The sequence below is a fragment of the Actinomadura syzygii genome (assembly GCF_008085905.1).
GTDB classification, from domain to species: Bacteria; Actinomycetota; Actinomycetes; order Streptosporangiales; family Streptosporangiaceae; genus Spirillospora; species Spirillospora syzygii.
The window spans coordinates 510,059-525,635 of the sequence record NZ_VSFF01000008.1 but is presented as its reverse complement, the minus strand read 5'-3'; the positions used below and the strand labels follow the sequence as shown (position 1 = coordinate 525,635).

14 protein-coding genes are annotated in these 15,577 nt (G+C 73.8%); 3 read left to right on the top strand and 11 right to left on the bottom strand.

From position 1 onward, the window contains the following. Nucleotides 1–14: 14 nt before the first annotated feature. Nucleotides 15–503, top strand: a complete 489-nt coding sequence (locus FXF65_RS22885; protein WP_148352026.1) for a MarR family winged helix-turn-helix transcriptional regulator — start codon at nt 15–17, stop codon at nt 501–503. A 15-nt stretch (nt 504–518) separates the two neighbouring features. On the opposite strand, the gene FXF65_RS22880 is transcribed toward FXF65_RS22885, so the two are convergent. The 10 genes from FXF65_RS22880 to FXF65_RS22840 form a co-directional block, all read right to left on the bottom strand. Then, a complete protein-coding gene (locus FXF65_RS22880) occupies nt 519–2,294 on the bottom strand; it encodes an ABC-F family ATP-binding cassette domain-containing protein (RefSeq protein ID WP_148352025.1) in 1,776 nt (591 codons plus the stop codon). 48 nt (nt 2,295–2,342) lie between these two features. Then, the gene (locus tag FXF65_RS22875; protein ID WP_148352024.1) at nt 2,343–2,645 is read right to left on the bottom strand and encodes a hypothetical protein; all 303 of its coding nucleotides are present in this window, start codon (nt 2,643–2,645) and stop codon (nt 2,343–2,345) included. Between the two features lie 86 nt (nt 2,646–2,731). Beyond that, on the bottom strand, nt 2,732–2,872 hold the full coding sequence (locus FXF65_RS43880; protein ID WP_187412458.1) for a hypothetical protein: 141 nt from the start codon (nt 2,870–2,872) through the stop codon (nt 2,732–2,734). A gap of 161 nt (nt 2,873–3,033) precedes the next feature. Further along, the gene (locus FXF65_RS22870) at nt 3,034–3,975 is read right to left on the bottom strand and encodes a 4-(cytidine 5'-diphospho)-2-C-methyl-D-erythritol kinase (protein ID WP_148352103.1); all 942 of its coding nucleotides are present in this window, start codon (nt 3,973–3,975) and stop codon (nt 3,034–3,036) included. Nucleotides 3,976–4,028: 53 nt separating this feature from the next. Beyond that, entirely contained in the window at nt 4,029–5,150 is a 1,122-nt protein-coding gene (locus FXF65_RS22865; RefSeq protein ID WP_246199010.1) for a glycoside hydrolase family 26 protein, read from the bottom strand. Between the two features lie 71 nt (nt 5,151–5,221). Further along, nucleotides 5,222–6,106, bottom strand: a complete 885-nt coding sequence (gene rsmA / locus FXF65_RS22860) for a 16S rRNA (adenine(1518)-N(6)/adenine(1519)-N(6))-dimethyltransferase RsmA (RefSeq protein WP_148352023.1) — start codon at nt 6,104–6,106, stop codon at nt 5,222–5,224. Nucleotides 6,107–6,122: 16 nt separating this feature from the next. Next, nucleotides 6,123–6,929 (bottom strand): resuscitation-promoting factor, encoded by an 807-nt coding sequence (locus tag FXF65_RS22855; RefSeq protein ID WP_148352022.1) that lies wholly within the window; start codon nt 6,927–6,929, stop codon nt 6,123–6,125. Between the two features lie 136 nt (nt 6,930–7,065). Beyond that, nucleotides 7,066–7,890 carry a TatD family hydrolase gene (locus FXF65_RS22850; protein ID WP_148352021.1) on the bottom strand — a complete coding sequence of 275 codons (825 nt, stop codon included), beginning with the start codon at nt 7,888–7,890 and terminating at the stop codon, nt 7,066–7,068. After that, entirely contained in the window at nt 7,887–9,689 is a 1,803-nt protein-coding gene (gene metG, locus FXF65_RS22845) for a methionine--tRNA ligase (protein ID WP_148352020.1), read from the bottom strand. Before metG ends, FXF65_RS22850 begins: the two co-directional genes overlap by 4 nt. Before the next feature lie 57 nt (nt 9,690–9,746). Next, a complete protein-coding gene (locus tag FXF65_RS22840) occupies nt 9,747–10,988 on the bottom strand; it encodes an MFS transporter (protein ID WP_148352019.1) in 1,242 nt (413 codons plus the stop codon). Nucleotides 10,989–11,091: 103 nt separating this feature from the next. Between FXF65_RS22840 and FXF65_RS22835 the strand changes: the two genes are divergently transcribed. Beyond that, nucleotides 11,092–12,006: a LysR family transcriptional regulator gene (locus FXF65_RS22835; RefSeq protein WP_148352018.1), complete on the top strand. Its 915-nt coding sequence runs from the start codon at nt 11,092–11,094 to the stop codon at nt 12,004–12,006. 85 nt (nt 12,007–12,091) lie between these two features. Further along, nucleotides 12,092–13,702 (top strand): ArnT family glycosyltransferase, encoded by a 1,611-nt coding sequence (locus FXF65_RS22830; RefSeq protein WP_148352017.1) that lies wholly within the window; start codon nt 12,092–12,094, stop codon nt 13,700–13,702. A gap of 20 nt (nt 13,703–13,722) precedes the next feature. On the opposite strand, the gene FXF65_RS22825 is transcribed toward FXF65_RS22830, so the two are convergent. Beyond that, on the bottom strand, nt 13,723–15,549 hold the full coding sequence (locus FXF65_RS22825; protein WP_148352016.1) for a hypothetical protein: 1,827 nt from the start codon (nt 15,547–15,549) through the stop codon (nt 13,723–13,725). Nucleotides 15,550–15,577: the final 28 nt, after the last annotated feature.

The window sequence follows — 15,577 nt, the reverse complement described above, 5'->3', positions numbered from 1 at the left end:
GGTAAGGTGTCGGCATGCGGGACGAGGTCGACAGTTTGGTCGAGGCGTGGGAGGCCGAGCGGCCGGACCTCGACGTACGGCCTCTGCAGGTGCTGAGCCGCGTGTCCCGGCTGGCCAGGCACCTCGACCGCGCCCGCCGTGGCGTGTTCGCCGACCACGACCTGGAGTCGTGGGAGTTCGACGTCCTCACCGCGCTGCGCAGGTCCGGGGCGCCCTACCAGCTCAGCCCGGGGCAGCTGCTGCGGGCGACGCTCGTCACGTCCGGGACGATGACGAACCGCATCGACCGGCTCGCCGCCGCCGGGCTCGTCGAGCGGCATCCCGACCCGCAGGACAAGCGCGGCGTCCAGGTCCGCCTCACCACCGCCGGCGAGACGCGGGTGGACGCGGCGTTCGCCGACCTCCTCGACCGGGAGCAGGCCATCCTCGACAGCCTCAGCCCGGAGCAGCGCGCCGTCCTCGCCGACCTGCTGCGGACCCTGCTCGTCCCGTTCGACCTCTGACCGGGCCCGGCCGCCTCAGCCGATGTCCTCGGCGAGCATCAGCCATTCCTCCTCGACGGAGGCGGCCTCGGCCTGGATCTCCTTGAGGCGGCCGTCGAGCTCCTGGAGCTTGGCGTAGTCGGTGGCGTGCGCGGCGAGCTTCTCGTGCAGCTCGCCCTCCTGCGCGGCGAGCTTCTCCAGCCGCCGTTCGAGCCGGTCCAGCTCCTTGCGGGCCTTCCACTCCTGCCCGCCCTTCGGCTTCGGCGCCTCGGCGGGCGCGGCGGCCCGCTCGGGACGGGCGGCGGCGGGCTTCGGCGCCCGCCCGGACGCCCGGCGCTCCAGGTACTCGTCGACGCCGCCGGGCAGCATCGACACGCGCCCGTCGCCGAGCAGCGCCACCACGTGGTCGGTGACGCGCTCCAGGAAGTACCGGTCGTGGCTGACGACGACGAGGGTGCCGGGCCAGCCGTCGAAAATGTCCTCGACCTCGGTGAGCGTCTCGATGTCGAGGTCGTTGGTGGGCTCGTCCAGCAGGAGGACGTTCGGCTCGCCCATCAGGAGGCGCAGCACCTGCAGCCGCCGCCGCTCGCCGCCGGACAGGTCGCCGACCGGCGTCCACTGGCGGTCGCCCGGGAAGCCGAGGCGTTCGAGGAGCTGGCTCGCCGTCCACTCGCGCTTGCCGACCGTGATCCGGCGGCGGATCTCCTCCACCGACTCGAGGACGCGCCGGGCCGGGTCGAGGTCTTCGAGGTCCTGCGTCAGATGCGCGAGCTGGACGGTCTTGCCGCGCACCATCCGTCCCGCGGCCGGGCGGACGGAGCCGTCCAGCAGGCGCAGCAGGGTGCTCTTGCCGCTGCCGTTGACGCCGACCAGGCCGACGCGGTCGCCGGGGCCGAGCCGCCAGGTCATCCGCTCGAAGATCGCGCGAGCGGGGTCGCCGACCTCGACGGTCGCGTCCTCCACCTCGAAGACGGTCTTGCCGAGCCGCGCGGTCGCGAACCGGGTCAGCTCGACCGAGTCGCGCGCCGGGGGCTCGTCGGCGATGAGCGCCTGCGCGGCGTCCACCCGGAACTTCGGCTTGGACGTGCGGGCCTGCGGGCCGCGGCGCAGCCACGCCAGCTCCTTGCGGAGGAGGTTCTGCCGCTTCGCCTCGGTGGCGGCGGCGATCCTGGAGCGCTCGGCCTTCGCGAGGACGTAGGCGGAGTAGCCGCCCTCGTAGCGCTCGACCTGGCCGTCGACGACCTCCCAGGTGCGGTCGGTGACCTCGTCCAGGAACCAGCGGTCGTGGGTGACGACGAGCAGCGCGTCCTTGCGCCCCTTGAGGTGGCGGGCCAGCCAGTCGATCGCCTCGATGTCGAGGTGGTTGGTGGGCTCGTCCAGCAGCAGGAGGTCGGACTCGGGGACGAGGAGCCGGGCCAGCGCGACGCGGCGGCGCTCCCCGCCGGACATGCCCGCGAGCGGCGCGTCGAGGTCGAGGTCGGCGAGCAGGCCGCCGAGGATGTCGCGGGCGCGCACGTCGCCCGCCCACTCGTGCTCGGCGCGGTCGCCCAGCACGACGGACCGGACGGTCGCGGCGGCGGGGAACTCGTCCCGCTGGGACAGCAGGCCGAGCCGCAGGCCGCGCGCGTGGGTGACGCGCCCGTCGTCGGGCTCGGTCTCCCGCGCGAGGACGGACACGAGGGTGCTCTTGCCGCCGCCGTTGCGGCCGACGACGCCGACGCGGTCGCCCTCGTCCAGCCCGAGGGACACGGCGTCGAGCAGCGGAGACGGCCCGTACGACTTGGCGACGTTCTCAAGGTTCACGAGATTCACGACGCCCACAAGCCTATTGGCCCAGGAGAGCGGATGATCCGGACGCCCTCAGAGGGGCGGCGGCGGACCCTGCGGACCTTGCTGCCCCTCGGGGCCCGGCTGCTCGGGCGGCGGACCCTGCGGCGTCTGGGGCGGCGTCTGGGAAGGCGGGCCGTATCCCTGGTGCGGCGGCCCGTGGCCGGGCGGCGGCGGGTTCCCGGGAGGCCCGTATCCGTACCCCGGCTGGCCGTAGCCGGGCTGGCCGTAGCCGGGCGGCGGCGTCCGCTTCTGCCGGTTCGCGATCAGGAGGATGACCGCGACGAGCGCGACGACGCCGACCACGAAGAAGAGGCCCAGGAGGATCAGCAGCAACGGGGGTCCTGAAGAGGTCGTCGACAACGGGGGACCTCGCAGCGGGAGGAGCGGGCGGTTCCGGCGCCGGGCGGCGCGCGGCGAGCCTACCGCCCGGCGGGCTCGCCGGACACGGTGTTCTCCGGCGCGTCGCGGCGCAGCTCGCGGTCGCGGCGGACGGCCTGCAGCGCGAGCGTCAGCATCATCGCGACCGCCACGAGGCCCAGCAGCACGGAAAGGTACGTCATCGCTCCACCTCGCCGGGGGGATCAACGCGGGACGGAATTGGTGTCACAGTTACAAGACGTGTTGAGTGTGCACCAGGTTGTCGCGAGTGACGAGGGCTTTCGAGGTTTTCTATTAGGGAAGCTTCCTAATAGAAGGCGTCAGGCGGCGGCGCGGGCGGCCGTCACACCACCATCGCGCCGGGCACCGGGCCGTAAGCGCGCAGTACCTGGGCCGCTACGCGCGCGCCGTCGAGGCCCTCGGCGAGGTCGGCGGCGTCCTCCTCGTCCTCGGCGAGGAACGCGCATGTGGGGCCGGATCCGGACACGAGCGCGCCGACCGCGCCGTGATCGCGGCCCGCGTCCAGCACCCGGCCGAGCGAGGGGCGCAGCGCCAGCGCGGCGGCCTCCAGGTCGTTCGTCAGCGCCGCGCCGAGCCCCTTCGCGTCGCCGGTGGCGAGCGCGGTCATCAGCGGCTCCGACACCCGCGCCGCCGGAGCCCCGCCCGCGTCGCCCGCGTCCGGGGCGCCCTCCTCCGCGCGGAGGCGGTCGCACTCGGCGTACACGGCGGGCGTGGACAGCCCGCCGTCCGCCGTGGCGAACACCCAGTGGAAGGTGCCGCGGGTCAGCGCCGGGGTGAGGCGCTCGCCGCGGCCGACGCCGACGGCCGTCCCGCCGAGGACGGCGAACGGCACGTCGCTGCCGAGCTCGGCGCCGAGCTCGACGAGGTCGGCGCGGTTGAGGACGGGCTCGTCCCGGTCGTCCCACAGCCGGGCGCAGGCGACCAGCGCGGCGGCGGCGTCGGCGCTGCCGCCCGCCATGCCGCCCGCGACCGGGATGGCCTTGCGGATGCGGATCGCGGCGTGGGCGTCCACGCCGAGCCGCGCGGCGACGAGCCGGGCCGCCCTGGCGGCGAGGTTGTCCTGGTCGGCGGGGACGTCCGCGACGGACACCCGCGAGTAGGGGGCGGCCTGGACGCGCACCTCGGGCGCCGCCGCGGTCTCGACGGTCACCTCGTCGAACAGCGACACGGCGTGGAACACGTTGACGAGGTCGTGGTAGCCGTCGTCGCGGATCGGCCCCACGCCGAGCTGGAGATTGACCTTGGCGGGGACGCGTACGGTCACTGCGCTCACGGTAAAAACCCTACGGCCATTCCGGAGCGCGGACGCCCAGGCGATCAGCCGCCGCTGGTCACCGGCAGGTTGCGCGGGTTGAAGTAGGGCGTGGTCGCCAGCCCGCGCAGCGCGGAGACGGCGTGCTTGTCGCCGGTCACCGCGAGCGCCCGCCGCTTGTCCTTCGCGTTCACCGCCAGCTCGTTCGAGTTGAAGTAGACGACGGCCTTGACCTGCGGGTCCTGGAGGGTCTTGGACGCCTCCCCGAGCCACTCGGCGCGGCGCTCCCGGTAGGCCGCGGGCACCCCGAACTCGGCGATCATGATGGGCTTGTGCCGGTCGCGGGACCACTGCAGGAACAGCTTCAGCTCCTCCGAGAGGTCGCGGTACTCGGAGTCGCCGCGCGGCGGGACGTCCGCGCAGATCCAGTCGACCTGGTCGTCGCCCGGGTAGTAGGAGCCCGCGTGCGAGCCGCCGAAGCCGCGGGCGGTGGGGCACCACACCCAGGCGACGTTGTCGACGCCCTGCTGCTGGAAGATCGTCCGCAGGTGCTTCCAGGCGGCGACGAAGTCCTCGGCGGAGTGGACGCGCTTGCGCGCTGGCGCCGTGTCCATGTCCCGCGACCAGCGCAGGAACACCGGCTTGCCGAGCGCCTTGATCGCGCGGGCGCGGCGCTGCACGAGGTCGTCGTACTCGCCCCGGACGATCTTCTTGGTGTCGGCGCCCGCCCAGGTCAGCAGCAGGTAGCGGTTGCCGTCGGCGGCGGACCGGTCCAGTCCGGCGGGGAAGTCGGCCGTCCAGGAGCGGTAGCTCTGCACGATGTCGAGCTGGCGGCCGAGCTCGCGCTCGAAACCGGCGACCGGCCCCATGCCCGGCTTCCCGGCGTCCTTGCCGGGCGTCGCCGACCCCGACGGCGCGCCCGACGAGGAACCCGCCCCCGACGCCGGTCCCGAGGGCGTGCCGGACGGCTTCCCGCCGCGCTCCGGCGGCACCCAGGCCCCGAAGTACGCCCCGTCCTTCGGCGGGACGGGCGCCACCCCGGCCCGCGCCGTCGTCGTGATCTTGGGCGCGGCGCCCGCGCCGCCCCCGCAGCCCGCCGCCACCGTCGCGACCACGGCCGCGGTGGCGAGCAGCGCCGTCCCCGCGATCGGCAACCTCGCCCGCGCCGTCCGCGAACGCGCCTTCACATCGACCTCCGGTCGTCCTGGTGTGAGTTGATCTCCCCTGGGCAGGCGGCAGCCCGCACCCCGTGCGCGCCTCAGGGGAGTGGGAGCCGATCTCCCCGGCGTGTTGGACGACGATACTCGGCAATTCTGGCGAAGGCGGCCACGTCCAGTGCTTCGCCCCTGGCCCTCGGGTCGACTCCGGCGGCGCGCAGCGCGTCCTCCGCCGCCGCCGGGGACCCCGCCCAGCCCGCGAGCGCCGCCCGCAGCGTCTTGCGGCGCTGCGCGAACGCGGCGTCCACCACGGCGAACACCTCCGCGCGGGACGCCTTCGTCGGCGGCGGCTCGCGGCGGGTGAACGCGACGAGCCCCGAGTCGACGTTCGGCGCGGGCCAGAACACGGCGCGTCCGACCGCACCGGCGCGGCGCGCCTCCCCGTACCAGGCGAGCTTCACCGACGGCACGCCGTAGATCCGGCCGCCGGGGCTCGCGACCATCCGGTCGGCGACCTCCGCCTGGACCATGACGAGCGCCGTCCGCAGCGACGGCAGCACGGCCAGCAGGTGCAGGACGACCGGCACCGCCACGTTGTACGGCAGGTTCGCGACGAGCGCCGTGGGCTCCGGGCCCGGCACCCCGTCGATCCGCATCGCGTCGGCCCGCACGACCTCCAGGCGCCCGGCGAGGTCGGGGGCCCGCGCGGCGACCGTGCCGGGCAGCTCGGCGGCGAGCGCCGGGTCGATCTCCACGGCGACGACGCGGCGCGCCTCCGGCAGCAGCGCCAGCGTCAGCGACCCCAGCCCCGGCCCCACCTCGACGACGACGTCGTCCGGATCGAGGCTCGCCGCCCGGACGATCCGCCGCACCGTGTTCGCGTCGATGACGAAGTTCTGCCCGAGCGTCTTCGTCGGTCTGATGCCGAGCCGCGCCGCGAGCTCCCGCACGTCGGCGGGGCCGAGCAGCCCTCGTGTCTCCCCCACGCCCCGATTGTCCCAGCTAGGAGAACAGGTTGCTCCCGCAGTTCGGCCACTGCCCCTGCCAGCGGCCGTTGACCTTGTTGTAAAGCATCTGGGCCCGGTACGTCTGCTCCGCCGCGGGCGCGTCCGACGGCTTGCCCGTGCCGCCCACCGACGCCCACGAGGCCAGCGAGAACTGGTACAGCCCGTAGTACCCGGCCGAGTTCACGGCCTTCGGGTTGTTGTGGGACTCGCAGCGGGCCAGCGCCGTCCAGTTCAGCCGTGCCGCCGAGCCGGACCCCGCCGACTTCGGCCCGACCGCGAGGACCCGCGTGACGGGCTTGCTCTTCACCTTCCTCGTGATGACCTTCTTGACCTTCTTGCCCTTCCGCCGGACGTACGCCCACTGCACGACCAGCACGCCGGGGCGTCCCTCCCGCAGCACCTTCTCGCTCCACGGCGGGACGGACGAGCTGTTCTTGCGGACGGTCTTCTGCGGCACCTTCACCACCGCGAGCTTCGGCGCCGACAGCAGCCGCAGCACGTGGACGACGTCGCCGGGCGGCTGGTCGGCGAGCGGCTTGACGAGGTCGTGCGGGCCGAGCGTGATCCGCGCCTGGTCGAGCACCTGCCGGACGGTCGTCCCGGTGGTCATCGCCTCGGTGCGCTTGCCGTCCACGACGATGACGACCTTGCGCGGCGCGGCGCTCGTGCGGGGCGCGTCCGCGGCGGCGGCCTTCTGCGGCCCGGTCGAGCCGCCCCCTCCCCCGCAACCGGCCGCGAGCAGCGCCGCGACGAGGACGATGGCGGAGGGCGCGGACGTTCGGCGCGCGGGATGGCGAGGCACGGGAGTTCCTCCAGGGGGGCCGGGCTCGGGGGCGCCCGCTCAAAAGCCAGACATTAAGGCCACCCGTCGTGCCTCCGCCACCGCATCGCCCACATCCGCCGCCCCCTCCCCGGGCGGCACCGGCCCTACCAGGGGCCTACCAGGGGCCGAAGGCGCGCTCCCCGTTCGCGGCGATCGCCGTGCACAGCTCCGCCACGTCCACGCCCTTGACCTCGGCCATCGCGCGGACGGTGTGCGGGATCAGGTACGAGGCGTTCGGCTTGCCCCGGTGCGGGATCGGCGTCAGGAACGGCGCGTCCGTCTCGACCAGGAGGAGGTCGAGCGGCGCGACGCGCAGCGCGTCCCGGAGCGGCTCGGCGTTCTTGAACGTGACGTTGCCCGCGAAGCTCATCAGGTAGCCGTGCTCGGCGCACGTCTCCGCCATCCGCGCGTCGCCCGAGTAGCAGTGGAACACGACCGTGCCGGGCGCGCCCTCCTCGTCCAGGACGCGGAGGACGTCGTCGTGGGCGTCCCGGTCGTGGATGACGAGGGCCTTGCCGGTCCGCTTGGCGATCTCGATGTGAGCGCGGAACGCGCGGTGCTGGTCGTCCTTCGGCGCCCAGTCGCGGTAGTAGTCGAGGCCCGTCTCGCCGATCGCGCGGACCTTCGGGTGCGCGGCCAGCAGCGCGACGTCGTTCAGCACCGCGTCGGAGATCGCGGTCGTCTCGTTCGGGTGGATCGCGACCGCCGCGTACACGTCGTCGAACTCGGCGGCCGTGTCCACCGCGAAGCGCGACGACGGCAGGTCGCAGCCGATCGTCACGATCCGCGTGACGCCCGCCGCCTTCGCGGACTTGAGCTGCTCGTCCACCGGCGTCTCGACGATGTCGAGATGGCAGTGGCTGTCGAAGACGTCGACGGGCAGGCGCTCTGGAAGCGGCGGGTAGGACCTGGATGCCTGCCCGTCGGCGTCTCGGCTCACGTGTTCTCCAGCCGGGCGAGCTCGTCGTCCACCACGGACGTGTCGAGCTTCTTGAACAGCGGGACGGGCTTGTCCAGCGGCACGCCCGGCTTGATCGGCATGGACTCCCAGCGCGCCTCGGTCGCGTAGTCGCCGGTGAGGATGCGGTAGTCCGGGCCGCCCTCCTCGGAGACCGTCTTGAGCTCGGGCATGCCGCTCCACACGCCTTCCCCGCCGAGCATCTCGTACACCTTCTGCGACGAGCGCGGCAGGAACGGCGTCAGCAGCGTCTTCGCGTCGTCGACGACCTGCAGCGCGGTGTACAGGATCGACTTCACGCGGGCCGGGTCGTCCTTGAGCTTCCAGGGCGCCTGGTCGGACAGGTACTTGTTCGCGTCGCGGACGACGTCCAGCGCCTCGGTGATCGAGTTCTTGAACCGGGACCGTTCGAGCTCGGCGCCCACCGCCGGGAACGCGCGGCGGCTGCGCTCCAGCAGCGCCCGGTCGGCGTCGGTGAGGTCGCCCGCCTCCGGGATCGCGCCGAAGTTCTTCGCCGCCATGTTCACCGACCGGTTGACGAGGTTGCCCCACGCGGCGACCAGCTCGTCGTTGTTGCGCCGGACGAACTCCGACCAGGTGAAGTCGGTGTCCTGGTTCTCGGGGCCGGCGACCGCGATGTAGTAGCGCAGGGCGTCCACGTCGTAGCGGGCGAGGAAGTCCTGCACGTAGATGACGACCTGGCGGGACGAGGAGAACTTCCTGCCCTCCATCGTCAGGAACTCCGACGACACGACCTCGCTCGGGACGTTCAGCGCGCCGAGCGAGCCCGGCGTCCCGCCCTTGTCGCCCTGCCCGCTGTAGCCGAGCAGCATCGCGGGCCAGATCTCGGCGTGGAAGACGATGTTGTCCTTGCCCATGAAGTAGTAGGACAGGGCCTCCGGGTCCTGCCACCAGGCGCGCCACGCCTCCGGGTCGCCCTGCCGGCGGGCCCATTCGACCGACGCCGAGAAGTAGCCGATCACCGCGTCGAACCACACGTACAGCTTCTTGGCCGGGTTGTCGCGCCAGCCGTCCAGCGGGATCGGCACGCCCCAGTCGAGGTCGCGGCTGATCGCGCGGGGCTGCATGTCGTCCAGCAGGTTCAGCGCGAACTTGAGCACGTTCGGCCGCCACGCGAGCGCACCATTCTGCTTGCCGCGCAGGTACCGGCCGAGGACCTCGGTGAACGCGGGCAGGTCGAGCATGAAGTGCTCGGTCTCGACGAACTTCGGCGTCTCGCCGTTGATCCGCGACACCGGGTTGATCAGGTCGACGGGGTCGAGTTGGTTGCCGCAGTTGTCGCACTGGTCGCCGCGCGCCCCGTCGTACCCGCAGATCGGGCAGGTGCCCTCGATGTAGCGGTCGGGAAGCGTCCGGCCGGTGGACGGGGAGATCGCGCCCATCGTCTTCTGCGGGAAGATGTAGCCGTTGTCGTAGAGGCCCTTGAAGATCTCCTGGACGACCGCGTAGTGGTTCAGCGTCGTCGTCCGGGTGAACAGGTCGTAGGACATCCCGAGGCCGTGCAGGTCTTCGGCGATCACGCCGTTGTACCGGTCGGCCAGCTCGCGGGCGGTGACGCCCTCCTTGTCGGCCTGCACCTGGATCGGGGTGCCGTGCTCGTCGGTGCCGCTGACCATCAGGACCTGGTTGCCCGCCATCCGCTGGTAGCGGCTGAACATGTCGGCGGGCAGCGCGAATCCGGAGACGTGCCCGATGTGACGGGGCCCGTTGGCGTACGGCCAGGCGGGCGCGGTCAAGATGTGACGGCTTGACGAGGACATGCAATCAAGGGTAGTCGCGCGGCGCCGCCCCCGGCACCGGATAAGGCCGCGACGCGATCAACGCCGGTCGGCGTTCGCCGGCGGTTCCGGGACGCTCGCCGCGCTCATGATCCCCTGTTCCTCGGGGCGCGCGGGCGCCGGGGCCCGGACGACCTGGACGACGGCGGCCGCCGCCAGGAGCCCGGCGAGCACCATGACCGAGCCGGTGCCGAGGCCGTCGGCCGCGCGTCCGCCGAGCAGGGCGCCCAGCGCGATCGCGGCGTTGAAGACGGCGACGAGCAGGCCCGAGGCCGCCTCCTGGGCGTGCGGGGCCGCCGCGAGCAGCCAGTTCTGCACCGTCACCGACACGCCGCCGTAGGCGAGGCCCCACAGCGTCAGCAGGGCCGCGCCGCCGCCGAGCGACCGTCCCAACAGCGGGACGAGCAGCACCGTCACGGCCAGCGCCGCCCCGAGAACCAGCAGGGTGGCGCGGGGTGAGCGGACGGCTCGGGCGCCGCTCACGAAGTTCCCGGCGACGCCCGCGACGCCGTAGCCGAGGAGCAGGACGCCGATCTGCCCCGCGTCCGCGCCGGAGACGTCCTCCAGCACGGGACGCACGTAGGTGTACGCGGCGAAGTGCCCGGCGACCAGCAGCGCCGTGGCGGTCAGGCCCGCGCGGACGCGCGGTTCGGCGGCGAGCCCGGCCATGCCCCGCAGGTTCGTGGATCGTTCCACCGGCAGCGGCGGCAGCAGCACCGCCATGAGCACCGCGAGGACGACGGCGAACCCACCGGCCGCCGCGAACGCCGCGCGCCAGCCCGCGGCCTCGCCGAGCAGCGTCCCGGCGGGCACGCCCAGCACCGACGCGATCGCGACGCCGCTGAACGCGACCGCGATGGCCGTCCCCCTGGACCGTTCGGGGACGAGCCTGGCCGCGAGCGACGCCGCCAGCGCCCACACCCCGCCCATGCCCGCGCCGACGAGGACGCGCCCGGCCATCAGCGCGACGGCGTTCGGCGACCAGGCCGCCACGGCGTTCCCCAGGGCGAGCGTCAGCAGCAGCGCCACCACGACCGGCCGCCGGTCCGCCCGGCGCAGGACAGGGACGATCAGCGGCGCGGCCACGGCCGCGACAAGGCCCGTGACCGTCAGGGCCAGCCCGGCGACCCCTTCGCTGACGCCGAGCGTCCGCCCGATCGGCGTGAGGAGGCCCACCGGGAGCATCTCGGACGTGACGACGGTAAACGTGGCGGCGGCGACGGCCCCGACCGCCGCCCACGCGGCGAGGCCGCCGCCGTCCGAGGAGGTCGCGTTTCTCATGGCCCGAGTCAACGGCGGCCCGGCCTCCGGAACAACGACGGTCCGCTCACGGCTGCATTAGTCGCGCTCATCGATAGGGGCGCTCATCGATCACGGAGGCGGGATGCCCGGTCTGGAACTGCGCGAGCTCGAATGCTTCCTCGTCTTGGCCGAGGAACTGCATTTCGGACGCACCGGTGAACGGCTGTACGTCTCGCAGGGCAGAGTCAGCCAGTTGCTCCGGTCGCTGGAGACCCGCGTCGGGGCCCGGCTGGTGGAGCGGACGAGCCGCCGCGTCCGGCTCACCCCGCTCGGGGAGGCGTTCCGGCAGAGCCTGCGTCCGGCCTACGACGGCCTGCACCAGGCGGTGGCCGATGCCCGCCTCGCCGCGCGCGGCGTCGAGGGCACGCTGCGGCTGGGCTTCCAGTGCACGGCGAACGACCAGGTGACGGAGGCCGTCTCCCGCTTCCAGGAGCAGCATCCGGCCTGTGACGTCGAGCTGGCCGAGGTGCCGCTGCACGACCCGTTCGGGGCGCTGCGGGACGGCGGACTCGACGCGGCGATCGTGCTCGGCCCTGTCCTGGAGGACGACCTGGTCGTCGGCGCGACCTTCTCGCGGGAGCCGCAGACGGTCGCGCTGTCGGTGCGGCATCCGCTGGCCGCGCGGGAGTCGCTGTCGGCGGAGGAGCTGGCCGGGTGCGCGCTGGTCCGGGTGGGCGGCCCGGCGCCGGCCTACTGGCGGGAGAGCTTCTCCCCGTCGGTCACGCCCGGGGGCCGTCCGATCGGGGCCGGGCCGGTGGTCGGCAGCCTCCAGGAGGGCCTCGCGCTGGCGGCGGCCGGACGGGCGCTCATGCTGCTGTGCCGGGCCACCGCCCAGGACCACGACCGGGGCGCCGTCACGTACGTGCCGGTGAGCGGCCTGCCCGACTCCACGCTCGCGCTCGTCTGGCGCCGCGACCACGAGACCGCGCGGGTCCGCGCCTTCGCGTCCGACCTGGGAGAGGTAGCGCGCCGGGCGGTGCGCGCTCGCGCGGAGTAACCTGTCCGGCGTCGCGGGAGCGGAGAGCGGCGCGGACGCCACGGCCGGTGGTCGCGCGAGAGCAGCGGAGGCGGGGAGCCCAGGCATGGCCCAGACCACGTCCGACCAGGCGGTCGTCGGCGCGTCGGAGACCGGCGCCGGGCCGGGGCCGACACGCCGTCCGCTCGGCGCGGTCCTCGGCAGGGTCCGGCGGACGCGGCGCGTGGTGTGGCTGTCCCTGCTCGTCGCTGTCGCGGCCGTGACCGCGCAGTTCGCGCTGATGACGCCGCCGCTGTACTTCGACTCCTACTACGTGTGGCTCGCCGCCCGCGACTGGCCCGACGTCCCGCTCACCCAGTGGCCGTTCGACGAGGTCCCGCACCAGGTCACCCGCATCGGGCTGGTGCTTCCGGCGCGGCTCGTCCAGGAGGTCCTAGGGGACGGCCAGGCCGCCTACTTCACCATCGCCGCGCTCGGCGGGTGCGCGTTCTTCGTCGGGACGTACCTCGTCGTCCGGTCGCTGTTCGGCGACGTCGCGGGCCTGCTGTCGGCGGGCCTGCTGATCGTCCACCCGTTCTTCACCATGACGAACCCGTTCGGCCACGAGATCACCTGGTCGACCGGCGTCATGCTGCCGGACATGCCCGGCGCCGGGCTGTTCGCGATCGGCATGGCGGGCCTCGTCGTCGCGAGCCGCCGCACCGGCCGGGCGCAGACCCGCATGCTGCTCGCCGCCGGAGCGTTCCTCGGCGCGTCGTTCCTCGTCCGGGAGTTCCTGGCGTTCCTGTTCCTGCCCATCCCCGTCTACCTGGCGCTGCTGCGCATCCCGTGGCGGCGCAACGTCACGGTCGGCGCGCCGATGCTGGCGATCCTGCTGGTCAGCTTCGTGCACAACCAGCTCGTGTGGGGCAGCCCGCTCGCCGGGCTGATGTCCGCCGCCGAGCACGGCGGCCAGTCCCGCGACTACGTGACCCGCGAGCTCGCCGCCCGCTCGTTCCTGCGCGCCATGCACGACTGGAACCCGCTCGGCCTCGTGTTCACCGTCGCGCTCGGGCTGACGGTCGTCGGCTGGGCCGTCACCCGCGACCGGCGGCTCGCGCTCGTCCTCGTGTGGTTCCTCGCGCTCGCCGTGCCGCTGACGCTGTTCTCCGGCGTCCTCGACCCGAACGACATCTCGCTGCGGGCGTGGCTCCAGCGGTACTGGTTCGCGGTCCTGCCCGCGCTGCTCGCGGGCGGCTTCGGGTCGCTGACCCTGATGATCCGGATGGTGCCGTCACGGCTGCGGCTGCGGACGCTGGTCGTCCCGGTGGTGGCGGTCGCGCTCGGCGGGACGTACGTGACGGCGGCCGTCCGGGCCGTCCCCGACCTGCCGCGCGACGACGCGTGGCGGCAGTTCCGCGGCTACCTCGCCGGGCACCGCGACATCACGCTGATCTGCGCGGACCGCCGCCTCGCGCAGACCCTCACCTTCTACACGCGGGACGTGTGGGGCACCCCGGTCTGGCGCGGCGAGATCCGCGACTTCCCGCACTACCTCGGGCAGGTGCCGCGCGACGCGACCGAGGGCCCGATGCTCTACACGCGCTGGCGGGGCATGGAGTCGCAGATCGGCGGCGGTTGGCGGCCCTCCCCCGCGCAGGGGTGGCGGCTGATGTGGCGTTCGTCGGACGGCGTCCTGCAGCTCTGGAACCCGCCGCCGCTGCCGCCCGAGAACTAGGCCGACCCGTCCAAGCGGGGCTAGGAGCGGGTCCAGGCGACCCAGTCGCCCTCGATGGTGCGGCGGCTGTCGGCGACGTGCCAGCCGGGCGGCGCGCCCGCGGGCCACGAACGCTCGGCCGGGGCGTCCTTCGGCCAGGCCAGCACCACGAGGTCGACGTTCTGGGGCGGGGGCGTCCAGCGGGCGTCGAACACGCTGCCGTCGCTCCACCAGGCCCAGTAGTAGTGGGACAGCCGGATCGTCCACGGGACGTTCCAGTCGACCGCGATCGACCGCTGCGCCCGCAGGTCGACGCTCTCCCGGATGTCGGTGTGCGCGGTCTCGTCCCGCACCAGCGGACGCGCGATCCGCTCCGTCGCGGTGACGCTCATCCCGACCGCGACCACGGTCAGCACCGCCGCGAGCAGCAGCGGACCGCGCCGCCGGAGCCGGACCGCCGCGACCGCGACGGCGAGCAGCACGAGGCCCGTCAGCGTGGCGTGCCACAGGCGGAAGGACGTCCAGTCCCAGGTGAGGAAGGACGTCTCCGGGAAGTCGTAGCCCGTGTAGGTGTACTGGGTGAGCAGGTCGCCCGCGTACCACTGGACGACGCACGCCGCGCCCACCGTCAGCGCCGCCGCGGCGGCGCCCGCCGCCGGGACCCGCCACGCGCCGCGCAGCAGCACCGCGACGCCCACGGCGAACAGCACGGGTGTGATGGTGGCGAGGTAGCGGCCGTAGACGTAGTTGCCGACGCGGTACTCGACGGGCAGCGCGGCCGACGTGGCGAGCGCGACGGCCGCGACGATCCCGACGACCGTGAGGGCGAGCGCGCGCGTCCGTCCGGGCGAGCACGCCAGCGTCCCGCCAGGCCGGACGACGGCGTAGGCCACCGCGACCAGCCCGACCGCCGCGACGCCGCCCGTGGCGACCGACTGGTACCAGACCTGGCCGGTGGCGAGCGACAGCATCCACGCCCAGCCCCGCGCCTCGATGAGCCGTTGGACGACGTTCCCGCTGAGGTTGTTGTCGCCCGCCGGGTACATGTGCGGCAGCAGCGAGGCGTTCAGCAGCATCCCGGCGGCCGTGCCCGCGGCGGCGGCCAGCAGGGCGAGCGCCCCGGCGCGCCAGGACCGCCACCGGCACGACACCGCGACCACGACCAGCGCGCCGTGCGCGACGAGCAGCACCGCGCCGCGCGAATGGCAGGCGTAGGCGTACGCGACGAGCAGCGAAGCCCCCACCCCGGCAAGATGCACCCGAACCGCCGCCCGCCGCCCCGCCGGGGCAGGAGCGGTCAGCCAGCGGTGGACGAGCAGCAGCCAGCCCACCAGGATCACCGGCAGGATCGCGTCGGTCAGCGCGAACTCGGAGTAGAACAGCACGCACGGCAGCGCGACCGTGACGTGCGCGAAGACGTACGCCCAGCGCTTACGAACCTGGAACAGGCGCAGCAGCTGGAAGGCGAGCGGCAGCATCGCCGCGCTGATCAGCGCGTTCACGACCAGCGCGAACCGGTACACCGACACGGGATCGTCGCTGATCCAGAACGCCGGGGTCAGCAGGAGCGGGTAGCCGCCCCGGTAGACCGTCCCGTAGGACATGTCCGCGTCGGGGCCACCGGTCAGGACGCGGGCCGCGAACAGGTAGCCGGACTCGTCCGGCGTCGCGACCGGGACCGTCTGCCCCGACCCGAGCCACAGCCGGACGGCGACCTGCGCCGCCCAGCCGAGCATGAACAGCCACGCCCAACGGCGCCCGCCGCCGCGGCGGCGGCGCGGGGCATCGTCCCGGCCCGGCGACGCGACCGGCGGGCGCGCGACGCCCAGTGGCGGAGTGTCGGAGCCCGCCGGGATGCGCGTGCTCATCGGCGTACGGCTCCCCGGGCGCGGGCGT

What these genes read in the sequence shown, in the direction of transcription:
- FXF65_RS22885 (WP_148352026.1), top strand. Translation starts at nt 15, where the DNA reads ATGCGGGACGAGGTCGACAGTTTGGTCGAGGCGTGGGAGGCCGAGCGG.
- FXF65_RS43880 (WP_187412458.1), bottom strand. Translation starts at nt 2,872, where the DNA reads ATGACGTACCTTTCCGTGCTGCTGGGCCTCGTGGCGGTCGCGATGATG.
- metG (WP_148352020.1), bottom strand. Translation starts at nt 9,689, where the DNA reads ATGTCCTCGTCAAGCCGTCACATCTTGACCGCGCCCGCCTGGCCGTAC.
- FXF65_RS22840 (WP_148352019.1), bottom strand. Translation starts at nt 10,988, where the DNA reads ATGAGAAACGCGACCTCCTCGGACGGCGGCGGCCTCGCCGCGTGGGCG.
- FXF65_RS22835 (WP_148352018.1), top strand. Translation starts at nt 11,092, where the DNA reads ATGCCCGGTCTGGAACTGCGCGAGCTCGAATGCTTCCTCGTCTTGGCC.
- FXF65_RS22830 (WP_148352017.1), top strand. Translation starts at nt 12,092, where the DNA reads ATGGCCCAGACCACGTCCGACCAGGCGGTCGTCGGCGCGTCGGAGACC.
- FXF65_RS22825 (WP_148352016.1), bottom strand. Translation starts at nt 15,549, where the DNA reads ATGAGCACGCGCATCCCGGCGGGCTCCGACACTCCGCCACTGGGCGTC.